The sequence below is a fragment of the Pedobacter psychrophilus genome (assembly GCF_001652725.1).
In the GTDB taxonomy this organism is placed as follows: domain Bacteria; phylum Bacteroidota; class Bacteroidia; order Sphingobacteriales; family Sphingobacteriaceae; genus Pseudopedobacter; species Pseudopedobacter psychrophilus.
Window position 1 is genome coordinate 206,681 of record NZ_LWHJ01000028.1, and the last position, 16,578, is coordinate 223,258.

16 protein-coding genes are annotated in these 16,578 nt (G+C 32.7%); 9 read left to right on the forward strand and 7 right to left on the reverse strand.

Annotated features, from left to right (window positions below; all coding sequences use genetic code 11):
- Nucleotides 1–55: 55 nt before the first annotated feature.
- Together A5893_RS11555 and A5893_RS11560 are read right to left on the reverse strand one after the other, a co-directional pair.
- The gene (locus tag A5893_RS11555; protein ID WP_068822725.1) at nt 56–1,414 is read right to left on the reverse strand and encodes a sensor histidine kinase; all 1,359 of its coding nucleotides are present in this window, start codon (nt 1,412–1,414) and stop codon (nt 56–58) included.
- Nucleotides 1,415–2,098 carry a response regulator transcription factor gene (locus A5893_RS11560; RefSeq protein ID WP_068822726.1) on the reverse strand — a complete coding sequence of 228 codons (684 nt, stop codon included), beginning with the start codon at nt 2,096–2,098 and terminating at the stop codon, nt 1,415–1,417. It lies immediately after the preceding gene.
- Between the two features lie 138 nt (nt 2,099–2,236).
- On the opposite strand from A5893_RS11560, the gene A5893_RS11565 reads away from it, so the two are divergent.
- The 3 genes from A5893_RS11565 to A5893_RS11575 are packed head-to-tail and all read left to right on the forward strand — an operon-like array spanning nt 2,237 to nt 3,942.
- Nucleotides 2,237–2,869 (forward strand): thiamine phosphate synthase, encoded by a 633-nt coding sequence (locus tag A5893_RS11565; protein WP_068822727.1) that lies wholly within the window; start codon nt 2,237–2,239, stop codon nt 2,867–2,869.
- Nucleotides 2,870–2,878: 9 nt separating this feature from the next.
- A complete protein-coding gene (locus A5893_RS11570; RefSeq protein ID WP_068822728.1) occupies nt 2,879–3,457 on the forward strand; it encodes a hypothetical protein in 579 nt (192 codons plus the stop codon).
- Nucleotides 3,457–3,942 carry a GNAT family N-acetyltransferase gene (locus A5893_RS11575; RefSeq protein ID WP_068822729.1) on the forward strand — a complete coding sequence of 162 codons (486 nt, stop codon included), beginning with the start codon at nt 3,457–3,459 and terminating at the stop codon, nt 3,940–3,942. The genes A5893_RS11570 and A5893_RS11575 overlap by 1 nt, the downstream gene beginning before the upstream one ends.
- Nucleotides 3,943–3,985: 43 nt before the next feature.
- On the opposite strand, the gene ypfJ is transcribed toward A5893_RS11575, so the two are convergent.
- The 4 genes from ypfJ to uvrB all read right to left on the reverse strand — a co-directional run bounded on the left by ypfJ (nt 3,986) and on the right by uvrB (nt 8,433).
- Nucleotides 3,986–4,837, reverse strand: a complete 852-nt coding sequence (gene ypfJ / locus A5893_RS11580; RefSeq protein WP_068822730.1) for a KPN_02809 family neutral zinc metallopeptidase — start codon at nt 4,835–4,837, stop codon at nt 3,986–3,988.
- A 99-nt stretch (nt 4,838–4,936) separates the two neighbouring features.
- Nucleotides 4,937–5,509, reverse strand: a complete 573-nt coding sequence (locus A5893_RS11585) for a 5-formyltetrahydrofolate cyclo-ligase (RefSeq protein WP_068822731.1) — start codon at nt 5,507–5,509, stop codon at nt 4,937–4,939.
- A gap of 406 nt (nt 5,510–5,915) precedes the next feature.
- Complete coding sequence (locus tag A5893_RS11590; RefSeq protein ID WP_068822732.1) at nt 5,916–6,194, reverse strand: DUF4834 family protein; 279 nt, start codon at nt 6,192–6,194, stop codon at nt 5,916–5,918.
- A 208-nt stretch (nt 6,195–6,402) separates the two neighbouring features.
- Nucleotides 6,403–8,433: an excinuclease ABC subunit UvrB gene (gene uvrB / locus A5893_RS11595; RefSeq protein WP_068822733.1), complete on the reverse strand. Its 2,031-nt coding sequence runs from the start codon at nt 8,431–8,433 to the stop codon at nt 6,403–6,405.
- Between the two features lie 444 nt (nt 8,434–8,877).
- Between uvrB and A5893_RS11600 the strand changes: the two genes are divergently transcribed.
- From A5893_RS11600 to A5893_RS11615, 4 genes are all read left to right on the forward strand, one after another.
- On the forward strand, nt 8,878–10,131 hold the full coding sequence (locus A5893_RS11600; protein ID WP_068822734.1) for a polysaccharide deacetylase family protein: 1,254 nt from the start codon (nt 8,878–8,880) through the stop codon (nt 10,129–10,131).
- A gap of 204 nt (nt 10,132–10,335) precedes the next feature.
- Nucleotides 10,336–10,899, forward strand: coding sequence for a hypothetical protein (locus A5893_RS11605; protein WP_157687548.1), 564 nt, complete (start codon nt 10,336–10,338; stop codon nt 10,897–10,899).
- Nucleotide 10,900: 1 nt separating this feature from the next.
- Nucleotides 10,901–11,527 (forward strand): hypothetical protein, encoded by a 627-nt coding sequence (locus A5893_RS11610; RefSeq protein ID WP_068822736.1) that lies wholly within the window; start codon nt 10,901–10,903, stop codon nt 11,525–11,527.
- A gap of 390 nt (nt 11,528–11,917) precedes the next feature.
- Nucleotides 11,918–12,349, forward strand: coding sequence for a hypothetical protein (locus A5893_RS11615; RefSeq protein WP_068822737.1), 432 nt, complete (start codon nt 11,918–11,920; stop codon nt 12,347–12,349).
- Between the two features lie 32 nt (nt 12,350–12,381).
- Here the strand turns inward: A5893_RS11615 and A5893_RS11620 are convergent, their stop codons facing one another.
- Nucleotides 12,382–14,172: a hypothetical protein gene (locus A5893_RS11620; RefSeq protein ID WP_068822738.1), complete on the reverse strand. Its 1,791-nt coding sequence runs from the start codon at nt 14,170–14,172 to the stop codon at nt 12,382–12,384.
- A gap of 112 nt (nt 14,173–14,284) precedes the next feature.
- On the opposite strand from A5893_RS11620, the gene A5893_RS11625 reads away from it, so the two are divergent.
- Nucleotides 14,285–15,475 carry a PAS domain-containing sensor histidine kinase gene (locus tag A5893_RS11625; RefSeq protein WP_068822739.1) on the forward strand — a complete coding sequence of 397 codons (1,191 nt, stop codon included), beginning with the start codon at nt 14,285–14,287 and terminating at the stop codon, nt 15,473–15,475.
- The gene (locus tag A5893_RS11630) at nt 15,472–16,518 is read left to right on the forward strand and encodes a response regulator (RefSeq protein ID WP_068822740.1); all 1,047 of its coding nucleotides are present in this window, start codon (nt 15,472–15,474) and stop codon (nt 16,516–16,518) included. The genes A5893_RS11625 and A5893_RS11630 overlap by 4 nt, the downstream gene beginning before the upstream one ends.
- Nucleotides 16,519–16,578 lie beyond the last annotated feature (60 nt).

A 16,578-nucleotide genomic window follows, 5' to 3' on the forward strand; every position in this document is an offset into this window, starting at 1 on the left:
ATAAAGGCAACAGGTATTAAGAAGAAATAAGAGAGTTATTAGAATTTGATTAGAATTAATTTAGTTGTTGGATAGGCAGCATTACATTTATCTGAGTTCCTTCATTTTCTTGGGATAGGATTCCGATAGAGCCTCTATGTAATCGAATAATATTTAGAGTTAAAGGCAATCCAACGCCATGGCCGCTAAAATCTTCTGTATTAGACGCTCTGTAAAAAGGCTCAAAAATTCTTTGAACCTCATTGTTTGGTATTCCTATTCCTTTATCAATTACAGAAATAGTAATATTTTGATCTGTAAAACCTAGTTTCACTACAACCAATTTATTTTGGGAATATTTACAGGCATTACTAATAATATTACTTATTGCCAAACGAAGAAGATTATGATTTCCCAAAACGATTAGTCGTTTTTCATCCTCTGGGAGCATTAAAAAATCTATATTGATATTTGCTTTATCGTTTACTTTTTTTACAGATTCTATCGCAACTAAAATAAGTTCGTCTATTCTAATCTCTAACCAATTTTGCTTTTTACCATTAAAACCAGATTGGGCCAGCAAGAGTAAACTATTAATAATTTGAATAAGCTTTTCCGTTTCCGAATGGATCAGGTTTAACGATTTAAGGTTGGTTTCATTTACATCGCTCTTTAAAAGCACATGTTCAATTTCGCTATTGATAATTGTTAGTGGAGTTCTTAACTCATGAGAGGCATTACTAACAAAATTATTTTGCGTCTCAAATGCCGCTTCTAATCTGTTTAGCATATTATTAAAAGTAAGGCTAAGCTCGGCAATCTCATCTTTGCCTTCAGGTTCTTCTAAACGCAGATGTAAATTGTTTGATGTAATTGAGTTTACTTTTTGAGTGATATCCCTGAAGGGGGCAAATGTGTATTGAGAAAACTTTTTACCGACAAAAAAACTTATTAAAATTGAACCAATAAATCCAAACAACAGAATTTTCTGAAGCTCATCGATTTCTTTTAATCCATATGGGTTTAAAGCAGAATATGCAATTAAAAACCTCTTGCCTTTTTCAGTAAAAATTTTGCCATAAAAAAACTCATTATCTTTTCTAAACCGGCTGTAGCCAATGCTCTCTATCTCTTCAATAAATTTTGGGCGCAGGTTAGGATTTATAAATTTACCCGCAGCATTTTCAGCAACGATAAACTCCCGCTCTTCTTCCAGCTTTTCAAGGTATTCTTTCCTTATTTCTGCATAAACCGTGTTTTTTGGATCATCATTCAATTTAATTTGAGCAGAAAGGTTTACCCGGGTTTCTAACCTATCATAAAAATCTCTAAAGTTAAATTGATACTCAAAGTATAAAATAAATATATTGAACAAGATTAAAATCCCAGCAGAAAGGCAAATAAAAAGTAAAGATATTTTTGTTTGTATTTTCATCTATTCTTCCTTCATCATATATCCCATCCCAAATACGGTATGAATCACTTTTTTGCCGCTACTTTTCTCTATCTTTTTTCTAAGATAATTAACGTAAACATCTACAACATTAGTCCCCAGGTTAAAATCTATGTCCCAAACCTGGTCTAAAATTTGAATTCGAGAAAGTACTTTTCTTTTATTCTTAACAAAATATTCCATCAATCTATATTCTGTTGGGGTTAAATTTATAGCGATGCCTTCACAGCTTACAACCTTTGCTTCCAGGTCTATTGATATATTTTCGATGGTGTAAATATTTTGATTCAATTCTGGTTTTATAAGCCCAGATCGTCTTATTAAAGTTCTTAATCTTGCTGCAAGTTCTGGCATTTTAAAAGGCTTTACTAAATAATCGTCTGCTCCGTTATCTAAAGCATTAACTATATTTTCAGTAGAATCTAAAGCCGTTAGCATTAATATCGGCGTAAGTTTATTAGCTTCTCTAATTTGTTTGCAAATTTGAATACCATCCAAACCCGGAAGCATAACGTCTAATATAATGAGTTCAAAAACCTGATTTAGGGCCATTTGAAGACCTGTTTGCCCGTTGGTTGCTGCGGTTACTTCATAGCCATATTCTGTAAGCCCTCTTTTAAGAGCGTTAACCAAACTAATTTCATCTTCAACAATTAAAATGGACATTTCAACAATTTTTCTTTATTGAACAAAGATGTAAATAAATGGTTCTGTAAAAGAGCAACTTATTAGCTTATCGCTGTTTTTTATTTAAATCGTATTAAGTTTGTACAAAACAGATTTTAATATTTTTGTATTATTTAAATGAAAAAATATATTTCAAAGCTTCATTTTTTAACCCAGGATTTACCCAATAGAACCCATTTAGAACAAGCGCAATTAGCTTGTGAAGCTGGGGCAAACTGGATTCAATATAGGTGTATGTCTAAATCTGATGAAGAAATGTTAGCAGAATTACACCCTATCGCAAGTGTTTGTGATGATTGGGGAGCAACCTTAATCATTACAAATCACGTTCACTTAGTTGCGCTAGCAGATATTCAAGGCGTCCATATTGAAGGTATGGATGAGGACTTGACTTTAATCCGAAATCAAATAGGTGAAGACAAAACCCTTGGGGCGTCTGCTAACGATTTTAACCAAATTAAAAGGCATATCGATAATGGTGCGGATTATGTAGGCTGCGGTCCATTTGGACATACTGATACCAAACCAAATGATTACGCACATTTAGGCCTTTCTGGATATGAAAAAATTGTTGGCGAGTTGGTAAAAAGCGGTTTAAACATTCCACTTATTGCGGTTGGAGGAATTGAATCAAAAAATGTTACTTCTTTGTTAGCAACAGGAATTTATGGGATAGCGGTTTCTGGAGCAATTAATAATAGCGAAGACCCAAAACAAATGTATAAGCAATTTCATCAGCTCATTTTCTAAACTGATAAAATGTCAAGCCATCATATTGTAAGAGAAAAACAAGAACCAGCCTTACTCATCATTAATTTAGGCGAGTTTGAGGAAGAACATTTGGGACAATTATTAGAATGGTCGCCTATGATTTTTGTAGTAGATGAAATGACGGAAAAAGTAGCTTCTTTAGGTATTAAAATAGATATTGTTTTATCGGCGAAAGCCAAAAATGATTTTACTTTTCAGGAACATATTAAAGTTTTAAATGTAGAAAAAAATACTTTGAAAACAGGAATGGATTATTTGATTTCAGAAGGATTTCCATCTGTAAATATCATCACCAACAAATTTATACCAGATCATTATTTAACTTTTATTAGCGATATTGATTTAGTTGTTTTTGAAAACGACAAAAAAATATATCCTGTAAAATCTGGCTTTAATAAATGGAAAGCAGCCGGAGAAAAAGTCACGATTTTAAAGGACAACAATATTGAGAATTTAGAAACATTTGGATTAGATAGAATAGAAAAAGATTGTTATAAAACCATAAACGATGGGTTTTTTGGTTTAAAATTTGAAGGCTTAAACCTTTTTATTACAGAAGAAATATAATGGAAATCATCGAAGCTAATTTATCCCATACAAAAATCATCAGTGATTTGGCTAATGAAATTTGGTGGCCAACCTATCAATCGGTTATTTCAGATCAACAAATTGAGTTTATGCTGAAGCAAATGTACAGTGAGAATGCTTTAGAAGATCAAATGAAAGAAGGTTGTAAATTTTTGTTGTTAAGATTTGAAGATGCGTATCAGGGTTTTGCAGCCTACGCTAAACAAGAAAACGGAAAGGATTATAAATTGGAAAAGCTATACCTAAAACCAACACTACAAGGCAAGGGTTTGGGAAAAATTTTTATAACCGAAGTTGAGAAGAGGGCTAAAATTTTAGGTGCGGATTATCTGTTTTTAAATGTAAACAGGGGGAACAAAGCACAGCAATTTTATAATAAAATGGGATATACAATCTTTGAAGAAATTGATATACCGTATTATGATTTTGTTTTAAACGATTATATTATGCGAAAAGAGCTTTAAACCAATAGTTTAAAGCTCTTTTTTTCTTCAAAAGAATCTATAATTAAATCCCTGAAAAAGTATCTCCCTGGCTTAAATCGCCGGTTTCATAACCTTTCATAAACCATTTCATTCTTTGTGCTGATGTACCGTGGGTAAAAGCATCTGGAACAATTTTTCCTTGTGTTTTTTGTTGAATAGCATCGTCGCCAACGGCATTAGCGGCGCTCATTGCTTCCTCAATATCACCAGCTTCTAAATATTGTTTGTTATAATGTGCAAAAACACCAGCGTAAAAATCGGCTTGTAACTCTAAAGCAACAGATAACTTATTAGCTTCTGCCTCACTTCTGCCTTGTTGTTCGCTTTGCATTTGTTCTGATGTTCCCATTAAATTCTGAATATGATGTCCAACTTCATGAGCTAAAACATAAACAGTAGCAAAGTCGCCACCTTTAGCACCGAAACGAGTTTTCAGTTCTTTCATAAAATTTAGGTCGATGTAAACATTTTCGTCTGCCGGGCAGTAGAAAGGGCCAACTGCAGATGAAGCACCACCACATTCGGTTTGTACACCATCGTAAAATAATACTAATGTTGGTTTTTTATAGGTTTCTCCTTGCTTATTAAAAATATCACTCCAAACATCTTCCGTATCTGCAAAAGCAGTTTCTATAAAAGCCCCTTCTTGTTTTTCCTCTTCAGTAAGTTCTCTTTCTGGGCCGCTTGATTGGGTTTGCCCTTGAATTTGATTTTGTAATTGACTTAAAATCTGTCCGCTATCGCCGCCAACAAACATTTGAATAATTACAAAGATTACCCCGATAATTCCACCACCGGTTACAACTTTTCCGCCTGTAGACATTCCTCTACGGTCATCAACATTATCACTTTGGCGTCTGCCCATCCATTTCATAAGCTTTTGTTTTTTATCGATCGTAACAAAATATATACCATCAATATTTATAAAATATTTTAATGGATGATTAAGGTTAAAAGGAGGTTTAAACGGGATTTAAAAAGTATAAGTTTTTTGTGGTGTTAAGCAATGCGTTAGTTTAACATCAAAAGGATTAATGTCTGAAATGCTTTCTAATGCAGGGAAAAGGGAAAGGCCAATTTTAATAACATCTGGTTTACACCGAGCTAAAAACAGATCATAAAACCCAGCCCCGTAGCCAACTCTGTTTCCGTTTATATCAAAAGAAAGTAAAGGACAAAAAACAGCATCAATTTCTTGTAGATCACATTCTTTGCCATAAAGAGGCTCAGGAATTTGATGTTTATTTTTCACCAAAACAGTGTTTTCATAATCAAAGAAAATAGGCGTTAAGGCTTTGCTTTTTAAATCAGAACGATTGACGGTTATTTTTAAATGTGGTTGTTCTTCTTTAAAGTAAGACAGAATTTGATAGGTATCAACCTCTTTTTTTTCTGTAATGGGTAAAAAAATATTGATACAACTGAAAGATTTCCAATTAAACATTTTAAGCTCCGCAAGTAAATCATCGTTTAATTCCCAATACGCTGCTCTATTTAAGGCGGCTCTTTGTTCAGTTGCTAAGCGTCTAATCTCTTTTTTCTTCAAAACGAAAATTTAATAGCAGATATTTATTGCAAAGATAAAAATCTTGTAAAAAACAAACGGCCTTAATTTCGATTAAGAAATTAAGACCGTTCTATCAACCTAAACCTAAACTTATGAAAAAACTTATTTACCTTAAAAAATAAACAACAAAAAAGGTGTTTGTTAAGGGGCTGCAAAGATGTGATTATTTTTCAATAAAACAAATAGCAAACCGAATTATTTTTTTGTTAAAATTAAAGATAGCGATTAAATGTTTTAAACCCTCTTGATTACCTATATTAAACGATTTGTAACCAAATTGTTATGCTTGTGCTGTTTAAAATAATAATGTTAAAATAGTTTATAATAACATGCTGGAATTAAATTCTGCTTAAAAAGATTTATTTATAAATAAAAAAAGAGAATTTTATTTCTCTTTTACTTCTTCATAATCTACAAAATCTCCGGCATTATCCAATTTCGGTTTCTTTTTTGGAGGTGGCGGCACAAAATCCACAGAAATTGTTCCTTCTGGTCTGCCAGATTGTTGGTTTGTGTTTTGACCATAATTATTCTGCTGGTCGTTCATTTTTTGGTTCATATTATTGACCACTTTTTTAAATAAGAACGGCAAGAATATTCGGGCTAAAGCCCTCACTAAATAAAGAACACAGATTGCTATAATTAAAAAACGTAATAATCCCATTTAAATACAAATATAAACTTTAACGTTATTAGATGCTAATTCTTGTTTAATGTTACTATTTAGGCTTTTAAATCCTAAAAGTTTTTTATTGCGTTAACGATAGAAGTGGATACCGGCTTTGTGGCTAATGCCTTGTGCAGTATGAGTGGATAGCGTGTTTAAACGCCCAAATCTAATCCTTTCTAAAAATTATTATCATTAAAAAACGCTACCCAAACTTCTCCAACATCATTTTCTCCAACGCAAACATTTCATCACGAAGCTTAGCTGCCAATAAGAAATTCATATCCTTTGCTGCCGCTAACATCTCTTTTTTAGAGTTTTCTAATGATTTTTGAAGTTGAGGTTTGCTCATATACTGAACAATTGGATCAGCGGCCAAAGTTGCTTCTGCGGTATCGTCTTGATAAATTTGTTGCACCCCACCTTTAAAATCCATTACAGAAGTTTGCTCAATAATTTCATCCCTGGTTTTGCCAACTGTTCGGGGAGTGATTCCGTGTTCCTCATTATATTTCATTTGCTTTTCCCTCCTTCTATCGGTTTCTTCCATCGTAACCCGCATAGATTCAGTGATTTTATCCGCATACATAATTACCCTGCCCCTATCATTTCTGGCCGCCCTGCCAATAGTTTGTATCAACGATCTTTCGGAACGTAAAAAGCCTTCTTTATCGGCATCTAAAATAGCCACTAAAGAAACCTCAGGCAAATCCAACCCTTCCCTCAATAAGTTAATTCCAATTAAAACATCAAAAACACCCAAACGCAAATCCCGTAAAATTTCCACACGCTCTAAGGTTTTCACTTCCGAGTGAATGTAGCGGGCTTTAATATTTAGACGATCCATGTATTTTGCCAATTCTTCTGCCATTCTTTTGGTTAGGGTAGTCACCAAAATACGGTCGCCCATTTTTATGGTTTTATCAATTTCGTCCAACAAATCATCCACTTGGTTTCCCACAGGGCGAATATCGATTACCGGATCTAACAAACCGGTTGGACGAATGACTTGCTCCACAAAAATCCCCTCGGTTTTTTCCATCTCATAGTCACCAGGAGTAGCGCTTACATAAATCGTTTGGGGAGCCAAACTTTCAAACTCGTTAAAATTTAACGGACGGTTATCTAAAGCGGCCGGCAAACGGAAACCATATTCTACCAAAGAAAGTTTTCTTGATCTATCGCCGCCATACATTGCCCTAATTTGTGGCACAGTTACATGACTTTCGTCGATAACCATTAAATAATCATCAGGGAAATAATCCAATAAACAGAAAGGTCTTGCGCCAGGTTTTCTGCCATCAAAATAACGGGAATAATTTTCTATACCAGAGCAATAGCCCAGTTCCCGCATCATTTCCATATCGAAATTGGTGCGCTCTTCTAATCTTTTTGCCTCTAAAAAACGACCTTCAGTTTCAAATTGCCCTTTTCTATCCACCATATCTTCGCCAATTTGGTGCATCACACTCGTAAAACGATCACGAGGAGTCACGAATAAATTTGCAGGGAACACAGCCACCTGATCCATTTTTTCGATGGTTTTTCCTGTGCCGGGATCAATAACTGACATTTCTTCAATATCATCTCCAAAGAAAGAAATGCGATAAGCCAGATCTAAGTAAGCCGGATAAATATCCACCGTATCGCCTTTAACCCTAAAAGTTCCACGTTTAAAATCGGCGGTTGTTCTTGAATATAAAATTTCTACCAAACGGTGTAAAAAAGCATTTCTGCTGATTCTGGTACCCACGCCAAAACGAAAGACCGAGTTAGAAAAATCCTCGGGATTACCCATACCATAAATACAGGAAATGGACGAAACCACAATTACATCCCGCCTTCCAGACATCAAATTAGAAGTTGTTCTTAACCTTAATTTTTCAATCTCTTCATTAATTTGAAGATCTTTTTCTATATAAGTATTGGTGGTTGGCAAAAAAGCCTCGGGTTGGTAATAATCGTAATAAGAAACAAAATAATTGACTGCATTTTCTGGGAAAAACTGTTTGAATTCGCCATAAAGTTGAGCAGCCAAAGTTTTATTATGACTTAAAATTAAAGTCGGTTTTTGGGTTTGTTCAATTACGTTTGCAATGGTATAAGTTTTACCAGAGCCAGTAACGCCCAATAAAGTTTGATAATTTTCTCCCGATTGTACGCCTTCCACCAATTGTTTAATGGCGGTTGGCTGATCGCCAGCAGGTTGATAATCGGAAGAGATTTTGAAATCCATAGTCAAATATAATAAAGATTTAAAAGGCGGGTTTGTTTGTTTTTATTTCGTCACCAAAGCACTAATTTTTTGCCAATTTATCTGAATCTTGATTTCTCGATTTCAGGATAAAAAGGATTTTGATTAACAAATTTTTAAAGCATCAAGGATTAAGACAAATTTATTGCCACTAATACACTAATTAATCTGAATCTTGATTTTCTGGATTTCAGGATAAAAAAGATTTAAATAGGCTTAATCGAGAAAATCCTCAAATCTTGAAAATCGAGATTCAGACAATTTTCCACAATAACAAAAACAAAAACAAAAAAAGGGAATCTGTCTCTTCAGACAAATTCCCCTCGTCAAACCTTATACATGAACATTTAATGCTCGAATATATAAACTAATAAATTTGCCATTTGGTTTACTACTTTCGGTTTATAATTGCATTTTTACTTTCGCATGGCTTTGTTAATTTATATATCGAGTTTAAATAACCGCATTGAATATGTTTTCCAACACATATTTGAGAATATTTTAGGAATTAGTATTGCCTTTACTAAAAACGAAACGCATTTTAATCAATTTACAGGGCCTAAAATTTCTTACACCTCACATGAAATTGGTGGTTTTTTAAAGTTTAAACAGCATCCTTTTATCTTAGAGCAAAACATAAAAAAACAAAATTTGGCTTTCGCCGAGGATAAATCGCTTAAAATACCTTTCAAGATTGATGGCTCTGTTTTTCCTTTTGATGTTTTTGCAGCCTCTTTTTACTTGTTAAGCAGGTACGAAGAATATACGATTGAGGAGCGAGATGAACACGGACGATTTGAAGGGAAATCTTCTTTAGCGTATCAAAACGGCTTTTTAAAACAGCCAATAATTGATGAGTGGGCTTACGCAATTGTAGAAAAGATAAAAAAGTATTACCCAGATTTTAGGGCTACAGAAAGGGATTTTCTTTTACAACCCACTTTAGATATTGACCGTCCGTATTATTATTTAACCGATTCTTTCTTTAAACAGAAACTCAAAAAGATAAAGGATAACCTTAAAACAGACCCTTTTGATATTTACGATCAGGTTGCAAATTGGGACCAAAAATATGGACTGAAAACCATTTACTTTTTTTTGATGGGCAACCAGCATGAAAATGATATTGCACCGCCCTTGGATAATCAGCTTTTTAAAGATTTAATAAAAGACATTGCCGAAAAACATTTAGTGGGCGTTCACCCCTCTTATTATTCGCATTTAAAAGCGGAAGAAGTGAAACGAGAGAGGAATTCACTAATCAAAATATCTCAAAGAAAAATAACCATTAGCAGGCAGCATTATTTATTATTGAGCTTGCCTAAAACTTATAGGGATTTAATTGCTGCTGGTATTAAAGAAGATTATACCATGGCTTTCGCCGATGTTGCCGGTTTTAGAGCAAGCACTTGTACCCCGTTTTTTTGGTACGATTTAGAAAAAGAGGAGGCTTTTGATTTACTGTTGCACCCAACTTGTGTAATGGACCAAACTTTGAGAAAATATATGAATCTTTCTCCTTCAGAAGCCTTAGCAGAAATTACGGAGCTTGTGGAAAATGTGAAAAATGTTGACGGAACATTTATCAGTTTATGGCATAATGAATCTATTGGAGATTTTGGGGTTTGGAAAGGCTGGAAAGAGGTTTATGAGGAAATGTTGGGGATGGGGCAGAATTAAAGCAATTAAAACCACATTAATATATAAGTTAGGGGAAAGTTTAACAAAACCGAATTAGCAAGAAAATAAAGTATATAAGTATCCGTGATTCAAATTTAGTAAAGCATTACTAATACTTTTTTGAACTATTAATATTTGCAATTATAAAACAATTTCCAAAACCATAAAAGTATGAAAAGTATTCTTTTAATAATAGCTTGTGTATTGACCTCATGCAATTTACGCGAAGAAAAATCAAATAATTTAAAAGAATCTGTTAATGAAAAAGTTCATGATTTTAAATTAGATAGCGATGCAACCAAGACATATATACTTCCTGATGGAAATAGAACGATCGAGATAAAAAGTCCTGAGAGATATTATAGATTTTTGCCTGAAAGTCAGATTGAAGTTACAATTGAAAAGACATATTTAAATTCATACGTTACTAAAGAAAATCCTTCGGGAGCATTTTCAGAATATTTAGATACGCAGTTTAGAGTATTTATTAAGCAGGAATCACAAACGGTTTTAGACACTATTTTAGTTAAACAAGACTTCTCTAAATATATTGACAAGGATAAGATTAATAATTTAGTTTTAAACGAATATTCTTATTCCTATGGGGAATTTCCTGATAAAATAGAATTTCAATTATCATTTGAACCAGATGATGGCCCATCTCAAAATAGATTTATACATGTATTTGATTTAAAAGATAGAACTATGAAATTGTATATGAAAAACGGTAGCATATTAGTTAATATTCCTGAAAACAGAATGAAATAAAATGGCACATAATTCAATCCGTAAATATATAAATACCATATTGGTTTCATTATCAATATTTTATTCTTGTAGTAATACTAGAGATAATAACGCTAAAGCTATTGAGTTTATTAACAGCCTTAAAAATAAAATAGAATTGGATAAAATAACTAGTCCGACATGTATAGAAGAGAACAAAAATTCCATAATTCTTTCTACAAAAACAAATGGTCCTGAAAAATGTATTACTGAGTTACTTGATAAAAATATTGAGATTATAATTCTCAAATCCTATTTAGATAATTATCTTGAGAATATGGACAATTTATCAAGAAATTTTAGATATAAAGACGTACAGATTAATTTAATAATAAAGCAAAATTCCAAAGTAATTTTAGATACTACATTCAGAAGAGAACAATTTGTTAAACAGATTTTAAAACAAAGAGATGGAAATTTTATTAGTAAATCTTTTTTGCAGGTTTACAGATTTTCTGAATATCATAATGACAGCAATACAATTATATTTTACGGAGATATTGGTTATGATGAATACATGTATAGTGAATCAAGTTTTCAATTTAAACACTTTTTTGATTTAAAAAACAGGAAATTAAGCTTTTCATTATACCAAAGCGAAGAAGATTAAGGTTGGGAAGAAGACGAAGATTCAAGTAGTAAAGTGGACTCAATAAGTAGAACAAATTCTTTAAATAAGAAAGACAGTATTTAATTCTATAATGCTTTTAATATTTATAGCTTAATTTTTGAATTATTTTTGAACTTCCCAGTTCGTTTAAGTGTTCCAACAGGATCACTTAAATGTTTTTTGAAAACCTAGGACTCTGTCCGGGATTATTTAAATGATATTTAAATTTGTATCATATAGCTGGAGAATGAGATTTAAAAACCGTCGATATATTTATTAATTATTCCGGACACAGTCCTGAAACCCAAGAAGATTTAAGTGACCGCTGAAAGAGCGAACACTTAAACCATAATTTTAAATTTTACCCGACCAAACAGATAGAAACAATTTATGAAAATTAAAAAACTATTACTATTTACATTAACAGTACTGACACTTTCCAACTGTAAAAAGAATTCTGATAATTCATTAGAAACTTTGACCACAAAAACTTGGAAAAGAGCTTTGAATGACAAAAACCCGTTAACTAATCCTCCAGGAGCAAACCAAAATTCTTATGGTGCTATCCAAGACTGTGACTTGGATGATACATTCAAGTTCCAATCAAATGGAAATTTAATCATAAATAGAGGGTCTAATAAATGTAGTCAGAGCGAAATTTATTCGGAAAATCAAACATATACAATCGACAGAACGAAAAAAGAAATTTATATTAATGGAGAAAAATATTTCTTAGCTGAAGAATCAAAAGTGCAAATAAAATATTATAGAGCAATACCAGCAACTACAGGATTTAATTATATAATTTTACTATTGCAGTGAAAAACGTTACCCACCTAAACGAAACAATCCTTTTAACCAACCACCGGCAGCCCCATTTTATCTAATTTCCTTTCCAACAAACTCAACTCTTCTAAAAACTCACTTTTTAAAGTAGCAGCTTTCTCAAAAACCATATCAGCTATGGTTTTATAATATTGAATTCCATTGTTTAATTGCTGATGAAAATTTTTGATTGACTTTTCTTTTTTAGCGGTTAATTCTAAAATATTGGAGTTGATGTCGTTTTTTAAATAATCGATATAAAGCTTCAATTCATTGATGAAAATATGAGGGCGTTCAGTTTTTATTAGATCTAATTTCCCATAAATATGTCCAACCATTTGTTCAAGAGTATAAATACCATTAAAAAAAGCCAGGTTAGGTCCTGGGCAAATGGCCACAGCTTTGCTCTCTTTTGATTTAAAAATATCGTATTTCAAATAGGCAGAACTTACCAAGCCTTCGCAAAGGCAAATTTTAGAAGTAACTTCATCATATTTCTGTTGATACAAGTTTTCTTCCAATTGTTGGTTTTGCAAATCCTTAATTTTTAAACCTTGATATTTTTTAGAAGCTGTACAAATAGGTTGTGCAGTAAACTCAGTGTTTGATACCAAATATTTTTTAGTACAAGGACTGCCGGGTTTGCCATCGGCAATTCTTTGTAAACGTTGCTTTTCTGAACCGCTTTTTCTAAAATTATTAAATGGTATGCCTAATGGCGATGAAGCGCTTACATAAAAATCTTTGGCGGTAGCAGTAGACAAATCTTTTAAAGTTTCTTCGTCAACGGCCGTAACTTCGGGAACCAACAAAAATGGACTTCCCCAACCCGTTGCGTCTAAATGATAAAAGGATCGTAAGAAATTATCTTCCTCAAAAGTTCCAATTCCTCCCTGTAAAGTTATTTTTTGCTTCGGCGCAAGCCTAATGAATATGTTTTTTTCTGACAAAGCTTTTTTATACATCGCAAAAAGCTCGATAATCATTTCTTGTCTCTTTTGCTTAAACTCTTCTAAAATTGGCCCTAATAAATATCCTTCTGTTGCAAAAGCATGTCCGCCGCAATTTAAACCAGACTCTATCCTAAACTCTGAAACCCAAATTCCTTTTTTCGCCAAAAATTTAGCCTGTATCAACGCGGATCTATAATCGCTAACTTTTAAAATCAGTTTTTTCTTAAAAACAAGGTTTTCATCAGGAAGGAAATCTTTAAATCTTTCTAAATAACTGTATAATCGAGGATTCATTCCGGCAGATAAAATCAAAGAAGAGGTTAAATTACTGTTCGCAAAACCACGTAGTGCCGCCAATGCATCGCTAAAAATTTCTTCTTTTAAATCGCCATTGGCATCCACATTCATCTTATCCACTTTAGACATGATGTTTACATCAATGTTTCCCTTAACCATTTGCTTTTTAAGCTCATCAATAAAAATAGATTTGATAGCTATATTTTTTTCGGCAAGCATCAACAAATATTTGCGTTTTAAAGGGCTGGTTTTGGGCAATAAATCAAAATACCTAGTGAGTTCGATTCCGTTTTCAAAAGATTGTTTTTTGAAAGACTCAAATTTTTCATCTACTAAATCTTTCAATAAATTTAGATAAGCCGTTATTCTTTTAGCCCTATAATCATCTTCTTTATTAGAAATTTCTTCATAAAAACGGTTGTTTTTCTCGCTATGATGCTTTCTAACTCGTTCTATAGCAATATCATCTACAACAGAAATTACAGAAGAAATGCCGTAGGGCGCAACATTTAAAGGGGTGTCTATAGAATATCCTAATCCTAAAACAGGAATGTGAAATGTGTGACTCATCTTTTAATATATAATTACAAAAATCGGAGAATTACTATTTAAAAAACATGATCAATATCAGTTTAGAAATTGGTTTACATCAAATCAGTTATATTTTCATAGTTTTATAGAAATGGAAAGACACGCCTTGTTAAAAGCAATTGTAGATAATGCCATAGACGGAATTATTACCATAGACGATAAGGGAATAATAGAATCTATAAACCCATCCGCATGTAAGCTATTTGGCTATCAACTGGAAGAAGTGATCGGAAAAAACATTTCCTCTTTGATGCCCGAAGATTATAAATCTCAACATGACGGATACTTGCATCGTTATAAAAAAACAAAAAAGGCACATATTATTGGGATAGGAAGGGAAGTAACGGGACAAAAAAAAGGAGGTGATGTTTTTCCTTTTAGATTAGCCGTAAGTGAGGTGCAATATGAAGGAAGATTAATATATGCCGGTTTTATCCATGATCTTACGCAGCAAAAAACAGCAGAAGAACAATTGGTGGTTTATACCAATAAACTTGAGGTTTTAGTTGAGGACCGTACTTTAGAGTTGCAATCTTTAATAAAGCAGATGCAACAAGCAAAGGAAGAGGTTAGCCAATCTTTAGAGAAAGAAAGAGAGCTTAATCAATTAAAAAGCAGATTTGTTTCTATGGCTTCGCATGAATTTAGAACGCCATTGAGTTCTATACAGCTTTCGGCATCTTTAATTGATAAGTATTCTCAGGATTATAACAATCCAAATATTAACAAACATGTAAATAGAATAAAAACAGGAATTGGTAATTTAACAACCATTTTAAATGATTTCTTATCTTTAGAAAGGCTAGAGACCGGGGTTGTTGCGGCTAATTTTGAAGAGATAGATTTGGTTAAATTTGCTGAGGAAATTGCCGAAGAAATGCAATTGGTAGCCAAGCAAAACCAAAACATTATTTATCAGCATACAGGGACAAAAAGTTTGGTTTATGCCGATGCTAATTTGTTAAAAAACTGCATTATCAATTTGATTGCAAATGCTATAAAATACTCTGGAGAGGATACTTTTATTGAATTTAATACAGAAATTACAGAAGATAAATTTGAGTTAATTGTAAAAGATAACGGGATAGGCATTCCATTAACGGAGCAAAAACATTTATTTGAGGCATTTTTTAGAGCGCATAATACAGGAAGCATACCTGGTACCGGCTTAGGGTTAAATATTGTTGATAGATATATAAAACTGATGAAAGGAAGTATCGCTTTTAAGAGTCAAGAAAATAAAGGAACTACTTTTACACTAATATTTGATAAACAGTCATGAAACAAACCATCTTAATTATTGAAGATAATAAAGATATTAGAGAAAGCACATCTGAAATTCTTGAACTTGCAAATTACCAAACATTTGTTGCAGAAAACGGCAAAATAGGCGTAGAATTAGCCCAAAAACACCTTCCAGATTTAATTGTTTGTGATATAATGATGCCCGAATTGGATGGTTATGGGGTTTTATATCTACTAAGCAAGAATACTGAAACCGCTATTATCCCTTTTATTTTTTTAACTGCTAAAACAGAAAGATTAGATATAAGAAAAGGAATGGAAATGGGTGCTGATGATTATCTGACGAAACCTTTTGATGATATTGAATTATTAAACGCCATTGAGAGCAGGTTAAAAAAACAAAATAAACAACAAACATTTTATGGAAAAGGCATAAAAGCGATTGAAAAACTAAATGAAAGCGTTAATGATTTTGAGAGTTTAAATAAGCTGTTATTGCATAAAAAAGTCAGGCATTTAAAAAAGGGACAACTTTTATATTATGATGGAGACGCGTCACAAGGGTTATATCTAGTAATTACTGGTAAAATTAAAATCAGTAAAATGACTGAGGATGGGCGTGAGTTTGTTACCGCAATTAAACATACAGACGATTATTTTGGAATTTTTGACGCCTTAGTCAATAAAATACACACAGAAAATGCAGAGGCTTTAGAAGACGCTGATGTTTGCCTTTTACATAAAGATCAATTAGATCTATTACTAATGGAAAGCTCCATTTTGGCCATGAAATTTATTCACCTGCTTTCTACTAATCTGTATCAGAAGGAAGAACAATTGGTGCAAATGGCGTATTTTTCAGTCCGTAAAAGATTAGCAGAAACGTTAATTAGGGTTGGAGAAATACATAACTCCAATTGCTTTAAAATATCTCGGAATGATTTGGCCGCAATGGCGGGCATGGCAACAGAAACAGTTAGCCGTACATTAAGTGATTTTAAAGATGAAAAGCTTTTAGAGAAAAAGGGTAGCGAAATCCAAATTCTTGCCATAGAAAAGCTACATAATATGAAAAACTGATTTCTATCATTTTTAATATTGATCCCTCTCAATAGCCTTAAAGGCTTTTTGCTTTAGTTT

Excerpts from the sequence above, each read along its gene's own strand:
- A5893_RS11560 (WP_068822726.1), bottom strand. The coding sequence starts at position 2,098 with ATGTCCATTTTAATTGTTGAAGATGAAATTAGTTTGGTTAACGCTCTT.
- A5893_RS11615 (WP_068822737.1), top strand. The coding sequence starts at position 11,918 with ATGAAAATTAAAAAACTATTACTATTTACATTAACAGTACTGACACTT.
- A5893_RS11555 (WP_068822725.1), bottom strand. The coding sequence starts at position 1,414 with ATGAAAATACAAACAAAAATATCTTTACTTTTTATTTGCCTTTCTGCT.
- A5893_RS11630 (WP_068822740.1), top strand. The coding sequence starts at position 15,472 with ATGAAACAAACCATCTTAATTATTGAAGATAATAAAGATATTAGAGAA.
- A5893_RS11610 (WP_068822736.1), top strand. The coding sequence starts at position 10,901 with ATGGCACATAATTCAATCCGTAAATATATAAATACCATATTGGTTTCA.
- uvrB (WP_068822733.1), bottom strand. The coding sequence starts at position 8,433 with ATGGATTTCAAAATCTCTTCCGATTATCAACCTGCTGGCGATCAGCCA.
- A5893_RS11565 (WP_068822727.1), top strand. The coding sequence starts at position 2,237 with ATGAAAAAATATATTTCAAAGCTTCATTTTTTAACCCAGGATTTACCC.
- A5893_RS11575 (WP_068822729.1), top strand. The coding sequence starts at position 3,457 with ATGGAAATCATCGAAGCTAATTTATCCCATACAAAAATCATCAGTGAT.
- A5893_RS11570 (WP_068822728.1), top strand. The coding sequence starts at position 2,879 with ATGTCAAGCCATCATATTGTAAGAGAAAAACAAGAACCAGCCTTACTC.
- A5893_RS11600 (WP_068822734.1), top strand. The coding sequence starts at position 8,878 with ATGGCTTTGTTAATTTATATATCGAGTTTAAATAACCGCATTGAATAT.
- A5893_RS11620 (WP_068822738.1), bottom strand. The coding sequence starts at position 14,172 with ATGAGTCACACATTTCACATTCCTGTTTTAGGATTAGGATATTCTATA.
- A5893_RS11590 (WP_068822732.1), bottom strand. The coding sequence starts at position 6,194 with ATGGGATTATTACGTTTTTTAATTATAGCAATCTGTGTTCTTTATTTA.
- ypfJ (WP_068822730.1), bottom strand. The coding sequence starts at position 4,837 with ATGAAATGGATGGGCAGACGCCAAAGTGATAATGTTGATGACCGTAGA.
- A5893_RS11625 (WP_068822739.1), top strand. The coding sequence starts at position 14,285 with ATGGAAAGACACGCCTTGTTAAAAGCAATTGTAGATAATGCCATAGAC.